16 protein-coding genes are annotated in these 17,649 nt (G+C 69.8%); 6 read left to right on the forward strand and 10 right to left on the reverse strand.

What is annotated here, in order from left to right:
* The first annotated feature begins 385 nt into the window (after positions 1-385).
* Positions 386-1,153 (forward strand): hypothetical protein, encoded by a 768-nt coding sequence (locus FM125_RS00550; protein WP_143745147.1) that lies wholly within the window; start codon positions 386-388, stop codon positions 1,151-1,153.
* Between the two features lie 249 nt (positions 1,154-1,402).
* Here the strand turns inward: FM125_RS00550 and qcrB are convergent, their stop codons facing one another.
* The 4 genes from qcrB to ctaE all read right to left on the reverse strand — a co-directional run bounded on the left by qcrB (position 1,403) and on the right by ctaE (position 5,784).
* Positions 1,403-3,082, reverse strand: coding sequence for a cytochrome bc1 complex cytochrome b subunit (gene qcrB, locus FM125_RS00555; protein WP_087133312.1), 1,680 nt, complete (start codon positions 3,080-3,082; stop codon positions 1,403-1,405).
* Between the two features lie 3 nt (positions 3,083-3,085).
* Entirely contained in the window at positions 3,086-4,162 is a 1,077-nt protein-coding gene (gene qcrA / locus FM125_RS00560) for a cytochrome bc1 complex Rieske iron-sulfur subunit (protein WP_087133313.1), read from the reverse strand.
* A 69-nt stretch (positions 4,163-4,231) separates the two neighbouring features.
* Entirely contained in the window at positions 4,232-5,038 is an 807-nt protein-coding gene (qcrC, locus tag FM125_RS00565) for a cytochrome bc1 complex diheme cytochrome c subunit (protein WP_070639032.1), read from the reverse strand.
* Positions 5,039-5,127: 89 nt separating this feature from the next.
* The gene (gene ctaE / locus FM125_RS00570) at positions 5,128-5,784 is read right to left on the reverse strand and encodes an aa3-type cytochrome oxidase subunit III (protein WP_070639030.1); all 657 of its coding nucleotides are present in this window, start codon (positions 5,782-5,784) and stop codon (positions 5,128-5,130) included.
* 182 nt (positions 5,785-5,966) lie between these two features.
* On the opposite strand from ctaE, the gene trpD reads away from it, so the two are divergent.
* Entirely contained in the window at positions 5,967-7,022 is a 1,056-nt protein-coding gene (gene trpD / locus FM125_RS00575; RefSeq protein WP_087133314.1) for an anthranilate phosphoribosyltransferase, read from the forward strand.
* 94 nt (positions 7,023-7,116) lie between these two features.
* On the opposite strand, the gene FM125_RS00580 is transcribed toward trpD, so the two are convergent.
* From FM125_RS00580 to FM125_RS00590, 3 genes are all read right to left on the reverse strand, one after another.
* Entirely contained in the window at positions 7,117-8,208 is a 1,092-nt protein-coding gene (locus FM125_RS00580) for a CapA family protein (RefSeq protein WP_143745150.1), read from the reverse strand.
* A 254-nt stretch (positions 8,209-8,462) separates the two neighbouring features.
* Complete coding sequence (locus FM125_RS00585) at positions 8,463-8,744, reverse strand: Lrp/AsnC family transcriptional regulator (protein WP_087133316.1); 282 nt, start codon at positions 8,742-8,744, stop codon at positions 8,463-8,465.
* Between the two features lie 154 nt (positions 8,745-8,898).
* Positions 8,899-9,333, reverse strand: a complete 435-nt coding sequence (locus FM125_RS00590) for a DUF3054 domain-containing protein (protein WP_087133317.1) — start codon at positions 9,331-9,333, stop codon at positions 8,899-8,901.
* 347 nt (positions 9,334-9,680) lie between these two features.
* On the opposite strand from FM125_RS00590, the gene FM125_RS00595 reads away from it, so the two are divergent.
* Complete coding sequence (locus FM125_RS00595; RefSeq protein WP_067190592.1) at positions 9,681-10,559, forward strand: DUF368 domain-containing protein; 879 nt, start codon at positions 9,681-9,683, stop codon at positions 10,557-10,559.
* A 140-nt stretch (positions 10,560-10,699) separates the two neighbouring features.
* Here the strand turns inward: FM125_RS00595 and FM125_RS00600 are convergent, their stop codons facing one another.
* Entirely contained in the window at positions 10,700-13,000 is a 2,301-nt protein-coding gene (locus FM125_RS00600) for an oxidoreductase (protein ID WP_087133318.1), read from the reverse strand.
* Between the two features lie 124 nt (positions 13,001-13,124).
* On the opposite strand from FM125_RS00600, the gene FM125_RS00605 reads away from it, so the two are divergent.
* From FM125_RS00605 to FM125_RS00615, 3 genes are all read left to right on the forward strand, one after another.
* A complete protein-coding gene (locus tag FM125_RS00605) occupies positions 13,125-13,622 on the forward strand; it encodes an NfeD family protein (protein WP_227718807.1) in 498 nt (165 codons plus the stop codon).
* A 57-nt stretch (positions 13,623-13,679) separates the two neighbouring features.
* The gene (locus FM125_RS00610; RefSeq protein WP_245232191.1) at positions 13,680-14,966 is read left to right on the forward strand and encodes an SPFH domain-containing protein; all 1,287 of its coding nucleotides are present in this window, start codon (positions 13,680-13,682) and stop codon (positions 14,964-14,966) included.
* Between the two features lie 100 nt (positions 14,967-15,066).
* Positions 15,067-15,405 (forward strand): RNA polymerase-binding protein RbpA, encoded by a 339-nt coding sequence (locus FM125_RS00615; protein WP_067190588.1) that lies wholly within the window; start codon positions 15,067-15,069, stop codon positions 15,403-15,405.
* Between the two features lie 119 nt (positions 15,406-15,524).
* Here the strand turns inward: FM125_RS00615 and FM125_RS00620 are convergent, their stop codons facing one another.
* Both FM125_RS00620 and FM125_RS00625 read right to left on the reverse strand, forming a co-directional pair.
* Positions 15,525-16,259 (reverse strand): polyprenol monophosphomannose synthase, encoded by a 735-nt coding sequence (locus FM125_RS00620; RefSeq protein WP_087133341.1) that lies wholly within the window; start codon positions 16,257-16,259, stop codon positions 15,525-15,527.
* A 237-nt stretch (positions 16,260-16,496) separates the two neighbouring features.
* Positions 16,497-17,594, reverse strand: a complete 1,098-nt coding sequence (locus FM125_RS00625) for a hypothetical protein (protein ID WP_087133319.1) — start codon at positions 17,592-17,594, stop codon at positions 16,497-16,499.
* Positions 17,595-17,649: the final 55 nt, after the last annotated feature.

Below are 17,649 nucleotides of genomic sequence, written 5' to 3' on the forward strand. Positions count from 1 at the left end.
TCATGATTCTTACCGTTCCTCTCGGTACGGCTTACACAGACCATCTGACACGCCCTTCTCTCCTGCACAACGGACGAAAGATACCAAGCGGTCCACAGTTGACGATCCAGGCGATCCAGTATGTGCTTGCGCGCGGAAGAGTTGGTGCATGGCCACAGGTCTCATTCCACTTGCCCCGAGCAATCGCCGATGCCTTCCGGAGCACCTCCGCGATCAGGTCTTCGACAGACATGTCCTTCACCAGGCCCACATCCCGGGAGACCGCCTCCGCGCCGCGGACATCCTGCAGGTCACCCACGGCGCCCATCGGGCGCTTACGATGCCCCTGACGGGCTGGGAGACGCTGGGCTACCCGACGCCTCCGGTGAGCCGACCGCCGGAGGAGGTGGCCGTCGTCGTGAAGCGGGCCAGGGCAGTGGCCTCACACCAGACGGCTTTGCGGCTGCACGGGTTCATTCTCCCGCCGTGGCTGCAGGACGACGACGGACTGATCCACGTGTCTCGGCCACATGTGCGCGGCGTGGCGAGCCGGCGTGGGGTAGTGACGCATGGCCGGACGGTGCCCGCTGAGGACGTGGAGGTGATGCACGGGATCCCGGTGACATCCATCGAGCGCACGTGGGCAGACCTGGCTGCACTGCTGCCGATGGGGATGGTGGACGAGCTCGTGGTGGCCGGGGACGGCATCGTGAAGCGCCCCTGGACGCCTGACGGGCGCCGAGAGCCGCTCACGACAGTTGAACGCCTGAGAGCCGCGGTGAGCCGTGCAGGACGGTACAAGGGGGTGAGGACGGCACGAGCAGCGTTGGACCTGATCCGGGTGGGCTCGGACGCGGCCACAGAGACGAAGATGCGGTTGGCGTTGATCCATGCGGGCCTGCCGGAGCCGGAACTGCAGCTCATCCTGGACCCCTCCAGGCCGGTGAGTCCTGACGGGGACATGGGCTACAGACAGTGGCGGCTGGTGCTGCACTATGACGGCGCGCCTCACGACGACGAAGCACAGAAGCTGGTGGATGCCTGGAGAAACAAGGGCTGGGACGACGCCGGCTGGGCACAGATCTGGGCGACGGTCGAGGACTATCGGGACGACTTCCGCCGGGTGATCCACAAGGTGCGGTGTCGCCGTGACGAGGTCGAGGGGCAGGGCTGAGCGGTGAATCTGCCTCCCTTTCCACTAGCGAAGGCGAGTGGGACAGGGGAGTTGGTCGGTCGGCGCCTCCCTTTTTACTAGCGAAAACCCCCAGGCGCGGGGAGGGACGGGGGAGTATCGGTCGGTGCTGCCTCCCATTTCGCTAGCGAAAGCGACAGGGGGCGGGGGAGGAGCGGAGCCTCAGACAGCGGAAGGCCCGCAGCACATGAAGTGCTGCGGGCCTTCCGTCCGTGGCGGTGAGCCTGTCGATCAGTGACCGAGCTGGTTCCCCTTGTCGCCCTCCACGGCGCCGTGGCCGTGGTGGCCGTGGAGCTGCGCCTCGACGAGCTCCTCGCGGGTGACCGGCTCGACGCGCTCCTCGAAGAAGAGACGGGAGACGCTGGCACGGACCTTCTCCATGGTCGAGACCTTGCCCTTGCGACCCGGGGTGGCCGGGATCGGGCGCGGGGACTCGAAGGAGACCAGGCGGTACATCTCGTAGTCGGTCAGGTTGCGGTGGCGCTCGGAGAAGCCGCCCTCCGGGGACATCTCCACCACGCCGGACTCGTGGCCGTGCAGCACCAGCTCGCGATCCTTGCGCTGGAGGGACAGGCAGATGCGGCGGGTCACGATGAAGGCGATCACCGGGCCGAGGAAGAACAGCACGCGCAGCAGGTACAGCACGTCGTTCAGCGACACCTGGAAGTGGGTGGCGATGAGGTCCGAGGAGGCCGCGGCCCACATGACGCAGTACCAGGTGATGCCGGCGACACCGGCGGCCGTGCGGCCCGGGGCGTTGCGCGGGCGGTCCAGGATGTGGTGCTCGCGGTTGTCCTTGGTCACCCAGGCCTCGATCCACGGCCACGCGATCATGCCGAGGATCAGGATCCCGACCGGCATCAGCGGGAACAGGACTCCCATGGGCAGCGAGACAGAGGAGCCCCACGGCATCGGGATGTTCCACAGGAAGGAGAAGTCGCCGATCTGCCCCGGCATCAGACGCAGGGCGCCGTCGAACCAGCCGATGTACCAGTCAGGCTGGGTGCCGGCCTGCACCGGGGACGGGTCGTACGGGCCGTAGTTCCACATCGCGTTGATGGTGACGGTGCCGGCCATGAGGGCCAGAACGCCGAACACGATGAAGAAGAAGCCACCGGCCTTCGCGGCGTACACCGGGCCCACCGGGTAGCCGACCACGTTGTTCTCCGTGCGGCCCGGGCCCGGGTACTGGGTGTGCTTGTGGGTGACGACCATGAACAGGTGGATCACGATCAGCAGCAGGATGACCGCCGGGACGATCATGATGTGCAGCGCGTACAGGCGACCCACGATGGAGTAGCCCGGGAACTCGCCGCCGAAGAGGAACATCGACAGGTGGGTGCCCACCAGCGGCAGGGACTTCAGGATGCCGTCGATGATGCGCAGACCGTTGCCGGAGAGCACCTCGTCCGGAAGCGAGTAGCCGGTGAAGCCGGCGGCCCAGCCCATCATCAGCAGGCCGCAGCCGACCACCCAGTTGAGTTCACGCGGGCGGCGGAAGGCGCCGGTGAAGAACACGCGCAGCATGTGCACGGACATCGCGGCGACGAACAGCAGCGCGGCCCAGTGGTGCAGCTGACGCATGAACAGGCCGCCGCGGATGTCGAAGCTGATGTCCAGCGTCGAGGCGTAGGCGGCGGACATCTCGATGCCGTAGAGCGGAGCGTAGGCACCCTCGTAGGTGACGTGCGCCATCGACGGATCGAAGAAGAAGGTCAGGAACGCGCCGGACAGCAGCAGGATGACGAAGCTGTAGAGCGCGACCTCGCCGAACATGAAGGTCCAGTGGTCCGGGAAGATCTTGCGGCCGAACTCCTTGACGATGGGGGACATGCCCACCCGGGTGTCGAGATAGTTCGCCAGGCGGCCGGTGCGGGTGGCCGGCTGAAACTCTTTCACAGTGGTGCTCATGGGTCAGCCACGCTCCCAGTAGACAGGTCCGACAGGCTCATGGAAGTCGCTCTGGGCGACGAGGAAGCCCTCGTCGTTCACAGCGATCGGCAGCTGCGGCAGCGCGTGGCTGGCCGGGCCGAAGATCACCTTGCACTCCTGCGTCAGGTCGAAGGTCGACTGGTGGCAGGGGCACAGCAGGTGGTGGGTGTGCTGCTCGTACAGCGCGATCGGGCAGCCCACGTGGGTGCAGACCTTGGAGTAGGCGAAGATCCCGTCCACGTTCCAGTTCTCTCGACCCGGGGTGATCTTCACCTTGGCGGGGTCGAGGCGCATGAGCAGGACGACGGCCTTGGCCTTCTCGTTCAGCTTGCCGTGGTGCAGGTCGTTCAGGCCCTCGGGGATGACGTGCACGGCGGAGCCGACGGTCACGTCAGAGGCCTTGATCGGGGCACCGGTGGGATCACGGACGAGACGCACGCCCTCGGCCCACATGGTGTGGCGCAGGCGCTCGACGCCGAAGTTCTCGGTCTCCTTGTCGGAGAAGTTGTCCGTGTTGTCCAGATCGCGGAACACCGCGATGAACGGCAGCGGGGCCAGGACGGCGGCACCGATCAGGGTGTTGCGCAGCAGCGGGCGGCGCTTGATCTGGGTCTCGTCGATGATGTCCTGCATCATGCCGGCGGCGACCTGACGATCGGCCTCGGTGCGCACCTCGTGACGGCTTTCGACCATCTCGTGGTCCGGCATGAGGGTCTTCGCCCAGTGGACGATGCCCACGCCGATGCCCAGCATCGCGAGGGCGGTGCCGACGCCCAGCAGCAGGTTCTGCAGGAAGATGACATCGAACGACTCGTTGTTGCCGATCTGGCCCACGCCGAAGTAGCCGATGAAGAAGACGACGGTGCCGATGATCGAGATCAGGAACAGCACCGAGACCTGGCGCTCAGCGCGCTTGGCGGCCTTCGGGTCCTCGTCCGCCAACCGGGGGCGGTGCGGAGGCAGCCCAGGGTTGTCGATGGCGTACCGGGGAGCGTCCCCACCGGCGTGCTCGAGGGCGTCCGAGGGGCGCTGGGTCCCTCCGTTGCCGTGCTCGCCCATATGACTCATTTCCTTTGCTTGAGTGAGTGATGCAGTGTCTTGCGTCCGGCGCGCGGGGCGCCGGCGGGGTCAGGAGGACCGGGAGGTCAGCCAGACCATGAAGCCGATGATGACGGCCAGGCCGGCAGTCCAGATGAAGAGGCCCTCGGAGACCGGACCCAGGGAGCCCAGGGAGAGACCGCCGGGCGAGTCGTTGCTCTCGATGGTCTTGAGGTAGGCGATGATGTCGCGCTTGTCCTCGGGCTTGAGGTTGGCGTCGGAGAACACCGGCATGTTCTGCGGGCCGGTGGCCATCGCCTCGTAGATGTGCTTCTCGGACACACCCTCCAGGGTCGGGGCGAACTTGCCGCGGGTCAGGGCACCGCCGGCCGCGGCGGCGTTGTGGCACATGGCGCAGTTGATGCGGAACAGCTCGCCGCCCTTGGCGATGTTCACGTCCTCGTGGTCCGCATCGAGGTACTGCTCCTCCGGCACGGAGGGACCGGCACCCAGGGAGGCCACGTAGGCGGCCATCTGTGCGGTCTGCTCCTCGCTGAACTGGACCGGCTTCATGCGGGCCTGCGGGCCGTGCATCTGCATCGGCATGCGGCCCGTGCCGACCTGGAAGTCGACGGAGGCGGCGCCCACGCCGATGAGCGACGGTGCGGCGTCGGTGCCGGCGGCACCCATGCCGTGGCAGGAGGCGCAGTTCGCGTTGAACAGCTTCTCACCCTCGGCGATGTCATCGCTCGAGGCGGCCGTCGTGACCTGGGTGGCCGCCTGGGCCTGGTTGACCGTGCTGGCGGCGGAGTAGAGGCCGCCGGTCACCAGAAGCCCCAGCAGAAGCAGTGCCAGCCCCATGAGCGGGTGGCGGCGGTGCTGCGATAGTGCCTTCACAGTGGGTTCCTTACGTTGTCTGCCGAATCGACACCATCATGCCTGGTCGATTCGCCTCGGGTGCGGAGTGGGTCCTGGTGTGCCGTCCGTCAGAGCGGGGCGACGATGTCCAGGAAGTAGACGATGAAGAAGAGTGCGATCCACACGACGTCGACGAAGTGCCAGTAGTAGGACACGACGATCGCGGAGGTCGCCTCATGGTGGCCGAAGCGGCGGGCCAGGTAGGCGCGTCCGATGATGAACATGAACGCGATGATGCCGCCGGTCACGTGGATGGCGTGGAAGCCGGTGGTGATGTAGAACGCCGAGCCGTAGGCGTTGGCGGCGATGGTGACACCCTCCGACACGAGCACGGCGTACTCGTAGGCCTGGACGGCCACGAAGACCGAGCCCATGATCGCGGTGAGGATGAACCACTCGACCATGCCCCAGGACTTGATGGCGAAGAGGCCTCCGGTCCGGCGCGGCTGAAGACGCTCTGCGGCGAACACGCCGAACTGGGCGGTCACGGAGGACAGCACCAGGATGGTCGTGTTGACGGCCGCGAGCGGGATGTTCAGGATCTCGGAGTGGGTCGCCCAGAGCTCCGGCGAAGTGGAGCGCAGGGTGAAGTACATGGCGAAGAGCCCGCCGAAGAACATGAGCTCACTGGCCAGCCACACCATGGTTCCGACCTGGACCATGTTGGGGCGGCTCGGGAGCCCGGTGGGCGCGGGCTGCTGGAGAGCGGGAGTTGCAGTGGTCACCTGGCCATTATGGCCCTAAACCGTGTCCTGTGCCCAACCGGACGCTACCGTGTCGCAGCCTGGATGTCCCCGGTAGGGCGCATGTTCAACGTGATTGCAGGGCATACGGTCAGCGAACGTCCAGCGTCACACCGTGACCGCCGGACGTCCCCGGGCGTGCGCCGGGCGATAGGGTCGTCCATGTGAACGCCATCTCCAGCACCGCATCGACCCCGTCCACCTGGCCCGAGATCCTCGGCGACCTCACCTCGTCCGTCGACCTGACGCTGGCGCAGGCGGCCTGGGCCATGGAGGAGATGATGGGCGGCACCGCCTCCGAGGCCCATGTCGGCGGCTTCCTCACCGCCCTGGCCGCCAAGGGCGTGACCGTGCCTGAGTTGCTCGGCCTGACCGAGGTCATGGTCCGGCGCGCCCGGCCGGTGTCCGTTCCGGGGCAGACCCTGGACATCGTCGGCACCGGTGGTGACCGCCTGGGGACCGTCAACATCTCCACCATGTCCTCGCTCGTGGCCGTGGGCGCGGGTGCACGTGTGGTGAAGCACGGCAACCGCGGCGCCTCGTCCACCGCCGGTGCGGCCGACGTCATCGAGGCGCTCGGCGTGGACCTGTCCATGCCGGCTGAGAAGGCGGAGGAGTGCGCCGAGGCGGTCGGCATGACCTTTCTGTTCGCGCAGAACTATCACCCGTCCATGAAGCACGTGGCCCCGGTGCGCCGTCAGCTGGGCGTGCCCACGGTCTTCAACTTCCTGGGCCCGCTCTCCAATCCGGCCAAGGTCACCGCACAGGCGCTGGGCTGCTCCGATGCCACGATGGCGCCGCTGCTGGCCCAGGTGCTCGCCGACCGCGGCGTCCGCGGCTTCGTCTTCCGCGGCTCCGACGGCAGGGACAAGGTCACCACGTCCGGCCCGTCTGCCCTCTACGAGGTGCGTGGTGCAGTGACGGAGCATGAGATCGACCCGCGCGACTTCGGCCTCGAGCTGCAGTCCGTGGAGGCGCTGGCCGGCAAGGACGGCGCCCACAACGCTCAGATCGTCCGCGCCCTGCTGGCGGGGGAGAAGGGGCCGATCCGCGACGCCGTGCTGCTCAACGCCGCCGTCGGCCTCGTGGCTGACGACCCCGACGCCTCCCGCCCGCTGACCGAGCGCATCACGGACAAGATGGCGGTGGCCGCCGAGTCCCTCGACTCCGGTGCCGCACAGGACGTGCTGGACCGCTGGGTGGCCTTCTCGCGTTCCTGAACCGCACGGCTGCCTCTGCCGGAAGCACGACGTCGGCCGTCTCACCTTCACGTTGAAGGTGAGACGGCCGACGTCGTTCAGCTGGGGAGTCGGGTCACTCGAGGGGCTCGGTGCGTTCCACGAGGCCGTCGGGTGCGTGCGCGCCGACCACGGAGCGGGTCCTGGCCGCCGAGTCCTGCAAGGCCTTGCGCGTCGGCCCCGATGCTTCGGGCAGCGCATCCGGGATGACGCGCACGCGTGGGATCCCGTCCGCATCCTCGCCGGGTCGGCTGATGTGGGTGGGTGCCCACTGGACCCGGTCGACGGTGAAGCGCCCGGACGGCGTCTCCCGGAAGGAGACGTCCACGAGCATGCCGTCGTCGGTCTGAGGGGTGTCACGGCGCTGTGCGGCCATGAGGTTGCCGGTGCTGAAGACCGTCCAGACCCCGTTGACCTTCTCGATCGGTTGGACGACGTGGGGATGCTGGCCCATGACCAGGTCGAACTCACCGGATGCGGTCACCATGGCCGCCATGTACCGCTGGTTGCTGTCCGGCTCCTGCTGGTATTCGGTGCCGGCATGCATGTGGAAGATGACGATGTCCGCATCGGCGGCGCGGGCACGGCGAGCGTCGGCGACGGCCTTGTCCGGGTCCAGGAGGTCAACGGACCACTCTCGTCCGGGTGCCTTGGGGATGCCGTTGAGACCATAGGTCTGGGACACGATCGCGACCTCCACCCCCTGATCGGTGGTGAACAGGTGCGGTGACTGGGCCTCCGAGCGCGTGGTGTAGGTGCCGACGGCGCCGAGCCCGGCGGCCTCCAGGGTCTCGCGCGTGCGCACCAGGCCGTCCCAGCCGTCGTCCATCGTGTGGTTGGAGGCGGTCGTGCAGAGGTCGAAGCCGGCGGCCGCGACGGCGTCCACGGTCTCGGCGGGGGAGCGGAATGTGGGGTAGGCGGAGTAGGGGCCGCCGGGGCGCGCCACCGGCACCTCCTGGTGGCAGACGGCGAGGTCCGCGTTCGCCAGGGCGGGTGTGAGTCCATCCAGCTGCGCGCGGAAGTCGAAGCCGTCGTCCGTGCGGGCCGCCTCCCAGAGGGGCTCGTTCCACAACAGGTCTCCGGAGACGGAGATCGTGGCCGTACGCGCCTGCGTCGTGGACGGGGGAGTGTCGGATGGGCTGGAGGAGGTGACCGAGGCGGTCGGCACAGGGTCCTGCGTGCTCGGTGCCGGGTGTGTCGATGCGGACCCCGAACCCGGGCGGGTGTCCGAGGGCGACGGCGACGTCGCTTGCGTCCGCGACGGGACCGTCTCAGAGGCAGCGGCGGAACTCGACGCCGAGGCAGACGTGGCCGCCGAGGACGGGGGAGACGACGGGGGAGCGGCCGCCGGGTCGGGGCTGCATCCACCGAGCACACCCGCCAGCAGCAGCGGAGCGGCGGTGAATGCGACGCCGCGGCGGCTCATCCTTCGAAACCGAGGGCCCAACCCTCACCCAGGTCGGCCTGCGAGTAGGTCCGGAACGCCAGCATCGTCTCCGTCTCCTGGATCCCGGACACCTTGGACAGCTGGTCGGCGATGGTGTCAGCGAGCTGGTCGTACTCGCGCAGCTTCACCATGGCCACCAGGTCCCAGCCGCCGGTGACAGAGTAGACGGCGGAGACTCCCTCGAGGCCGGCGATCCTCTCTGCGGTCTCCGGGATGGTCGACTTGTCCGTGCGGATCATGACGATGGCGGTCACCATGGGGGCGTCCTTCCGTTGGCGGGGGAGCAGGGGTGCGTCCCTGCGGGGCGTGGCCCCACTGTACGACGACGCCACTCACCTCAAGGCGCGGCTGTACGCCGAAGCTGTGGCCGGCCGCCGACGTCCACCGACTGTCGGCTGCGCTCCGACAAGCTCAGCGGTGACGCAGCAGCAGGCCGGTCAGCGCGCGACGACCGAGCAGGAACAGAGCCAGCGAGCCGGCGGCGACGAGGACGAACGGCAGGGGAGCGCCGCCCTGGTCGAACGCGACGCGCAGGAGCATCCCGAGCGTCAGGGTGCCGAGCCAAACGCCGATGCCCGCCGGCCACACCTTGATCCACCGATGCGCGCGGGTCCGGCAGAACCCGAACGAAGAAACCAGCAGGCCGATGAGGAACGGGGAGGCCGTGACGAGCAGGCCCAGGAACCCGTTCTGGGTGGTGTGCTCGCGCTGGCCGATCGCCACGAAGACGGTCACGAGCACGATGTCGATCAGCAGCACGACGGGGATCGTCCAGCCCGGCAGGGCGCGCCGGGCGTGCGGGTGCGGTCGGTGGGGTGTGTCTGCGGTGTCGACGGCGCGGTTCATGGCCTCATTGTCCCATCGGTGGGCAGGTGCGTGCCGTCCATGGCGGTCGGCCCGGGGAGGGTCTCGCATGGTCGGGTAACCGCTATCTGACATAATGTACATTATCGGCGTTCGGGTTCAGAGGCTCCATCTCGCGGTGAGTGTCGCTGATCTGCCATGAACCCTCCACATGCCGCAGTGAAGGTTGACACTGCTCTGTCACTCAGACATCAACCTTCACGTGAGCCAGCCTGAACCCCGTGCCGTCGAGCCGTGCCTGCGGCACTCAGCGCGTCGGTGACGAACACGACGTGGCCGGTGTCCGGATCTGCTCCGGCGCGCCCGCGCGCACGACTACGCTGGCAGGCATGCCCTCTGTGAACCGTCAGACGCCCTTCCATGTCCTGCGCGGCGCCGCCATCGGAGCCGCTGAAGTGCTGCCCGGCATCAGCGGCGGCACCGTGATGATGATCGTGGGCATCTACGAGCACCTCATCCGTTCGGCCGGGCACTTCGTCGGCGGCATCAAGGGGCTGGTGACGGACAAGGCCAGCGCCTACGAGGACCTGCGCCAGGTGCGATGGGACATCGTGATCCCGGTGGTCCTCGGCATGTTCCCTGCACTGCTGCTGGGCGCGAAGTTCATCGCGCCGGCCGTCGAGGACTATCCGATCCAGACCTTCGGCGTCTTCTTCGGCATGTCCGTGGCCGCCGTGCTCATTCCGATCATGGCGGTCGGAACGGCGTGGAACGTCCGTACGGTGCTGGTGGCCGTGGTGGCCGGCATCGTGGCCTTCCTGTTCTTCGGCCTGCCGATCCAACAGCTTGCCGCCAACCCGTTCGTGGTCTTCTTCGCCGCCGCGATCGCGATCTGCGCGCTGGCATTGCCGGGCCTGTCCGGGTCGTTCCTGCTGCTGAGCTTCGGCCTCTACGAGCCGACCCTCAACGCCGTCAACAACCGTGACTGGGGCTATCTGGCGATCTTCGCCGCCGGCGCCATCCTCGGCCTGGGCCTGTTCGTGCGTGCCCTGCAGCGTCTGCTGGAGAACCACCGCGGCGTCACCCTGGCCGTGGTGACCGGCCTGATGGTCGGTGCCCTGCGTGCCCTCTGGCCGTGGCAGCTCGAGGACGAACGCGTCCTGCTGGCTCCGACCGAGGCGGTCCCCCAGACCGTGGGCCTGATGGTCGCCGGTGCCGCCGTGGTCCTGCTCATCACCTGGCTGGGCCACAAGTACCAGACCGACTGACCAGGCCCCCGCCGTGCCGCTCCCCTGTTGGCCGACGCCCCGGCACCGGCCCGGCGGGGCGGCCACGCGGCTCGTGCAGTGAGGGTCGGCGGCCGGCCGGTGCGGGAGGCTGAGTCGGTCCCCGGTCCCGCGGCTCGTCGTCAGCCGATGGTCGCCACGGCGCGCACGGCCTCGTCGATCGCCCGCTTGGCGTCGATCTCGCCGGCCTTCAGCGCACCGCCGACCACGTGGATCCGCTCGTCCGGCATCCCCGCAGCGCGCAGCTCTGCGGCCAGGGACGCCTCGGACTCCTGGCCGGCACAGACCACGACGTCGGACACCGCCAGGACCTTCCGGCTCACCTCGGTCCTCTTCCGCCACGTCCTCACCGTCCTGGTCACGTCCACGTGGAGACCGTCGTCGTCGATCTTGACGTACCGGACACCTGAGTGCTTGACCACGCCACGGGCTTTGAGCGCCGCACGGTGGACCCAGCCGGTGGTGGCGCCGAGCCGGGCGCCGATCTTGCCGGGGCTGCGCTGCAGCAGGTGCACGGTGCGCGCCGGCGCCTCCGGGCGGCGGGAAGTCAGTGCCCCGCGCTCGGTGAACGCCGGGTCCACGCCCCATTCGGCCTGCCAGTCCTGCAGGTCCTGGAACGCGCCGTGCGCGTGGCTCGCCGGGGCGGTGAGCAGCTCGGCGACGTCCACGCCGATGCCGCCGGCCCCGATGACCGCCACGGTGTCCCCGCAGGTCACCGTCCCGTCCACGACGTCCGGGTAGGCGTGCACCTCGGGCCGGTCGATGCCCGGGATGTCCAGTTCACGCGGCACCACGCCGGTGGCGACCACCACGTGGTCGTAGGCCGGCTCCCCGGCCTGTCCGACGAGCATGGCGGCATCCGCGCGCACGCCGGTGCGCACGTCGACGCCCAGCGGATCGAGGCGGTCCCGGAAATGGGCGAGCGCCTCGGCGAACTCCTCCTTGCCGGGGATCCGGCGGGCCAGGCGGAACTGCCCACCGATGTGCCCGGTCGCCTCGAACAGGGTGACCTCGTGTCCGCGGGCGGCGGCGGCGTGGGCTGCCGCCAGGCCCGCCGGTCCGCCTCCGACGACGGCCACGCGTCGCCGTCCCTCAGCGGGACCGGTCGTGTGGTCAGCCGTCTCCGCGTCTGCGCGGGTGCGGCCCGCGGCGACGGTCGGCCTCGACGCCGGCGCCGCCGGCACCTCGGGCATGCCCAGGGCCACCGGGCCGCCGAGGCGGTCGTACGGGGCCTCGGTCTCCCGTCCGGCGCGCGGGTTCATCAGGCAGGACACGGTGCGGCCGGAGAAGACGTGGTCGAGGCAGGCCTGGTTGCAGCCGATGCACGGGGTGATGGCCGCCTCGTGGTCTGCCCGCGCCTTCGCGACCCAGGCCGCGTCGGCGAGGAACGGGCGCGCCATCGTCACGGCGTCGGCCTGGCCCGCCTCCAGGATCTGCTCGGCGGTGTGCGGCAGAGTGATGCGGTTGGAGGCGGACACCGGGATGTCCACCACCTCGCGGACCCGCGCGGTGGCCGCGGCGAAGGCGGCGCGCGGGACCGAGGTGACGATGGTCGGCACCCGGGCCTCGTGCCAGCCGATGCCCGTGTTGATGAGGTCTGCGCCGCAGCGCTCGACGGCGCGGGCGACGTCCAGGACCTCCTCCAGCGTCTGGCCGTCCTGCACCAGGTCCACCATGGACAGGCGGACGCTGATGACGAAGTCGTTCCCAGCGGCCTGCCGGATGCCGGACACGATCTCCTCGAGGAAGCGGCGGCGGTTGTCCGCGGTGCCGCCGTAGCGGTCGGTGCGGTGGTTGGTGGCCGGGGCCAGGAACTGGTTGATGAGGTAGCCCTCGGAGGCCATGACCTCCACGCCGTCGTAGCCGGCCCGGCGGGCCCAGCCTGCGGCGCGCACGAAGTCCTGGACCGTGCGTCTCACGGCGGCGGTCGGCAGGGCGAACGCCGTCACGGGGCTGATGGGAGCCCGCGTGCGTGAGGCGGAGACCTGCAGCGGCGACTTCGCATAGCGGCCGGCGTGGAGCAGCTGGGCCAGGATCCGTCCGCCCTCGGCGTGGACGGCGTCGGTGACCACGCGGTGGGCGTCCGCGTCGGCCTGGGAGGCGAGCATCCCTGCGCCCGGAGAGAGCCGGCCCAGGCGGTTGGGCGAGAAGCCTCCGGTCACGATCAGCCCCGCTCCCCCGCGGGCGCGCTCGGCATAGAACTCGGCCAGGCGCGGCAGGTCGTCGTGGGAGTCCTCGAGGCCCATGTGCATCGAGCCCATGACGACGCGGTTCGGCAGGCTCAGGTGGCCGACCCGCCACGGGGAGAACAGCCGAGGGTAGCCGCCCCGGCCCGAGCGGGCGGTGGGCGGCACGGACGAGGCTGCGGCCGTCGTCGGGACGGCGGACGACGGGGCAGATTGGCGGCGCGTGGCGTCGGACATGCGTCCATCCTACTGGCGAGTAGCAAACGTGGTACCCGCCCGCGCCGGAATTCGTGACCGGACCGTTGTCCTCCTTGTCCTGACCGTGGCGGCCATGAGTGTCGCCTGTGACACAATCGGACCCATGAGTATGGAGTGGTTCCAGGAGAACGCATGGTGGCTCTGGCTCGCCGCGGCCCTCGTGCTGGCCGGTGTGGAGCTGCTGTTGCTCGATCTCATCTTCCTGATGCTCGGCGTCGGGGCGCTCGGCGGCATGGTCGCCGCCCTGGCCGGAGCCGAGCCCTGGCTGCAGGGGGTGGTCTTCGCGGTCGTCTCCCTGGCGATGCTCGGCCTCGCTCGTCCGACCGCGCTGAAGCGCCTGCACGGCTCCGCCGACGACTCCCCCTCCTACCTGGAGTCGCTCTCCGGACGCCGCATCACCACGCCGGATGCCATCACCGGCTCCTCCGGCACCCTCACCCTCGACGGGGACACCTGGACCGCCCGCACCGAGCCGGATGCCCCCGAAGCGCTCGCCGGCAGCGAGGTCACCGTCCTCCGCGTCGAGGGCGCCACCCTGATCGTCCGCCCGGTGCCCCAGATCGACTGGGACGCCACCGGCGAGGACCCCGCACATCCCTGATCCGGGCCCGCCCGGAGCCGCACCGACCACCTGACCTCACCCGACGAAAGGCATCACGTGGAGTCACTCATCATCGTGCTCGTCCTGATCGCCGTGGTGGTGATGATCCTGGCCTCCTCGGTCAAGATCATCCCCCAGGCCCGGACAGCCAACATCGAACGCCTGGGCAAGTACCAGCGCACCGCCGGAGCGGGCCTGACACTGGTCGTTCCGTTCATCGACCGCATGCTCCCCCACATGGACATGCGCGAGCAGGTCGTCTCCTTCCCGCCGCAGCCGGTGATCACCGAGGACAACCTCGTGGTCTCCATCGACACGGTCGTCTACTTCCAGGTGACCGACGCGAAGGCCGCGACCTACGAGATCGCCAACTACATCCACGCCGTGGAGCAGCTGACCACCACCACGCTGCGCAACGTGGTCGGCGGCATGAACCTCGAAGAGGCGCTGACTTCCCGCGACACCATCAACAACAAGCTCCGCGGCGTCCTCGACGAGGCCACCGGCAAGTGGGGTCTGCGCGTGTCCCGCGTGGAGCTCAAGGCCATCGACCCGCCGCACTCCATCCAGGACTCGATGGAGAAGCAGATGCGTGCCGAGCGCGACCGCCGCGCCGCCATCCTCACCGCCGAAGGCACCAAGCAGGCCCAGATCCTCACCGCCGAGGGTGAGCGTCAGGCCCAGATCCTCGCGGCCGAGGGCGACGCCCAGGCCCGGATCCTCCGCGCGAACGCGGAGGCCGAGGCCATCGACGTCGTATTCGAGGCCATCCACGCCGGCGGCGCCGACCCGGACGTGCTGGCCTACCAGTACGTGCAGCAGCTGCCGAAGATCGCCGACGGCCAGTCCAACACGATGTTCGTGGTGCCGGCCGAGCTCTCTGAGGCGCTCAGGAACATCGGCAGTGCCTTCTCCGGCTCCGGCTCCCCGCTGTCCGAGACGCGTGCCGCCTCCGGCGATCAGACCAGCGCCACCCGTGAGCGCACGGAGCGGAAGGAGCGCAAGGTCCGCCCGACCACCGCGGACGGCCTGCGCTCGGCGGGCGTCATGGAATCCATGACCGCCGGCGCCATGACGGCGGACAAGATGCCGCAGACCTCCCTCGACGAGGCCCTCGCCGTGCCGCAGGACCTGGACGTCCCGCTCACGGAGGGCCAGTCCGCCCGTACCGCCCCCGGCACCACCGCCGCAGGCGCGCCCGAGGCCCAGGAGCTCCCCGGCCGCGACGCCGAGCAGCCCACCGGCGTCGAGGCTGATACCCCTGCCGACGCCCCCGGGCAGGATCCGTCCTCGGGCGACGGGACCGGCGCGGCGCAGGAGGATCCCCGCACCGGCCGGGAATGACATGCGACAATCGTCAGTTGAACGTCACTGACGAGAGTGGGGCGGCGCCCGGGTCCACGTCCGGGCGCCGCCCGTCGCCGAACACGAGGGAGATGAGAACGTGAGCGATCGCAGCCTGCGAGGCATGCGTCTGGGCGCCCAGTCGCTGGAATCCGAGGCCGGCGTCGAGCCCGCGGCCCGCCAGCGGGTGGAGTACCGCTGCGAGGACGGTGAACAGGTGTTCGTCACCTTCGCCGCTGAGGCCGAGATCCCGGCCACCTGGACCTCCAAGACCGGCAAGGAGGCGTTCCTGGTGGACGGCGAGAAGCCGGAGGAGGACGCGGGCAAGCCGGTCCGCACCCACTGGGACATGCTCCTGGAGCGCCGCTCCATGGAGGACCTGGAGGAGACCCTCCAGGTCCAGCTCGGCAAGCTGCGCGCCAGCCGCGGCGAGGCCTGAGCCGCGCCGCTCCCCCGCGTCCCGGCCCCGGGCCGGACAGACGAAGGGGCCGGACGATCCGGTGGATCGTCCGGCCCCTTCGTCATGCATAGGTACAACCCCGCAGGTCACGCCGGCGGTCAGCGGCCGGAGACGAGCTGCCTGAGCTTCTCCCACCGGGCCTGCAGGCCCCACTTGGTCACGTTGGTCACAGCCTCGGTGATGATGCCGCCGGACATCTTGGACTCGCCGAACTCACGTTCCACGAAGGTGATCGGCACCTCCACGATCCGCTTGCCGAGGCGGGCGGTACGGAAGGTCATGTCCACCTGGAAGCCGTAGCCCTTGGACTGCACGGCGCCCAGGTCCATCTCGCGCAGCACCTGGGCGCGGTAGGCGCGGTAGCCGGCGGTGATGTCGGTGAGGTCCAGGTCCAGCATGATGCGCGGGTACAGGGACCCGCACATGCTGATGAACTTGCGATGGGGCGGCCAGTTGACTATCTTGCCGCCCGGGACGCGGCGGGATCCGATCACCAGGTCGGCGCCGTGGATCGCGTCCAGCAGGCGCGGCAGCTGCTCGGGCTGGTGCGATCCGTCCGCGTCCATCTCCACGAGCACGTCGAAGCCGCGCTCCAGACCCCAGGCGAAGCCGGCGAGGTAGGCGCCGCCCAGGCCGTTCTTCTCGGCGCGGTGCAGCACGTTCACCTTGGCGTCCGCTGCGGAGCGTTCGTCCGCCCAGGCGCCGGTGCCGTCCGGGGAGCCGTCGTCCACCACGAGAACGTCGACCTCCGGGTTGGCCTCGCGGAGCCGGCCGAGAGTGATCGGCAGCGATTCGATCTCGTTGTACGTGGGAATGATGGTCAGCACGCGCATGCGGGCGTTCCCCTCCTGCATCGGGTTCGTGTCAGCGCCGGCCGGTCCAGTGCGGACCCCGCCGTCCCCTGCCGCCGAGCAGTCCCCGGACGGGACACAGGCGTAGGCAGACGGCCCGCGGCGCGCGGGTCATCCGCCCCAGTATAGGAACCGCTGCGCCTGATCGCGCGGAGGCAAGGCCGTGGATCGTGCCGTCCGGCGTCGGCAGACGGCGGCCTCGGAAGACCGACATCGCCCTCAGGCCTCGCGGCCGTGGACCCAAACCGAGCGCAGGCGGGGCAGGTCCTCCCCGGCGTCCAGCGAGGGCAGCAACGGCGTGCCCGCGCGCGTGTCGGTGCTCCAGGCGGCCACCCGGCCGTCCGGCGCCTGCACGGTGACCGCATCCGCCTCCCAGACGCCGAAGGTCGCCGGCGCGGAGACGGACAGCCGGGCCGGCAGGTCGACGTGCGCGGCGGGCGTGTCGGACAGGGCCCGCAGCCCGGTGCGGGTGGCGGCGGTGAACGCGGACCGGGCGGACACGCCCTGCTGTGGATCCGGGTGGTGCAGCGCGGCGCGGACAGCTCCCCAGGGATTGCCGTCCGCGGCCAGCGACAGGCACACCGGCACGGCCGCCGCGAGGAGACCGCCCACGGGGGCCGTGGTGCCGGCCCCGGCGTCCACCAGCGCGGTGACGGAGGCGGAGAGTCCGGCGAGGAAGTGCTCCTCCTGCGCGGTCAGGGGCGCCCCCACGGCCAGCCGTGGACGTGTCCGGCCGATGGCGGGGATGCCGCATGCCTTCTCGGCGGCACGCAGAGCGGCCAGGGAAGCCGTCTGTGCGGCCTGCACGGCTGACGAATCGGCGAGGTCGGAGGGGACGAGGTAGACCTGCTCCCCCGCCTCGACGGCGGCGATCACGGCCTGGTCGAGCTCCGTGGACGGGATCGCGTCAGCGGCGATCCAGACGCCGGCGGACGGACGGTCGGCCTGCTGCGCGTCCGCCAGCCGATGCGGGCGGTACTCGACGACGACCGCTGCCCCGGGTGTGTCCGTCGCCTCGTGGTCGGCGCCGGGAACCCCGGTGCGCAGCGTGCGGTCTCCGTCCCAGCCGCGCAGAACGGTGACGAGGCCGATGCCGCGGTGACAGGCGCCGGAGGCGCTCGAGGCGAGGGGGTCCACGAACAGCGGCGTGAGGATGGCGCCGTCCAGATCCTGCTCGGCCATGCCGTCGCGCAGGAATGCGGCGGCGGTGTCGTCACCGCCGAGCCAGGCGACGGTACCTGCCTCGACGATCAGGGCGGTGGCGTAGGGGTCGGTCGGAGAGTGGACGATGCCGTGGTGCAACAGGAGAGCGGTCACGCTCTCAGCCTAGTGCTCTCTGCCGGTCCATGGACCGTCCGGTTCCGGCCGGGCC

The organism is Micrococcus lylae (assembly GCF_900163825.1).
GTDB classification, from domain to species: Bacteria; Actinomycetota; Actinomycetes; order Actinomycetales; family Micrococcaceae; genus Micrococcus; species Micrococcus lylae.

Excerpts from the sequence above, each read along its gene's own strand:
- FM125_RS00585 (WP_087133316.1), bottom strand. The coding sequence starts at position 8,744 with ATGGTGACCGCCATCGTCATGATCCGCACGGACAAGTCGACCATCCCG.
- FM125_RS00620 (WP_087133341.1), bottom strand. The coding sequence starts at position 16,259 with ATGCGCGTGCTGACCATCATTCCCACGTACAACGAGATCGAATCGCTG.
- qcrB (WP_087133312.1), bottom strand. The coding sequence starts at position 3,082 with ATGAGCACCACTGTGAAAGAGTTTCAGCCGGCCACCCGCACCGGCCGC.
- FM125_RS00600 (WP_087133318.1), bottom strand. The coding sequence starts at position 13,000 with ATGTCCGACGCCACGCGCCGCCAATCTGCCCCGTCGTCCGCCGTCCCG.
- FM125_RS00595 (WP_067190592.1), top strand. The coding sequence starts at position 9,681 with ATGCCCTCTGTGAACCGTCAGACGCCCTTCCATGTCCTGCGCGGCGCC.
- FM125_RS00605 (WP_227718807.1), top strand. The coding sequence starts at position 13,125 with ATGAGTATGGAGTGGTTCCAGGAGAACGCATGGTGGCTCTGGCTCGCC.
- qcrA (WP_087133313.1), bottom strand. The coding sequence starts at position 4,162 with ATGGGCGAGCACGGCAACGGAGGGACCCAGCGCCCCTCGGACGCCCTC.
- FM125_RS00590 (WP_087133317.1), bottom strand. The coding sequence starts at position 9,333 with ATGAACCGCGCCGTCGACACCGCAGACACACCCCACCGACCGCACCCG.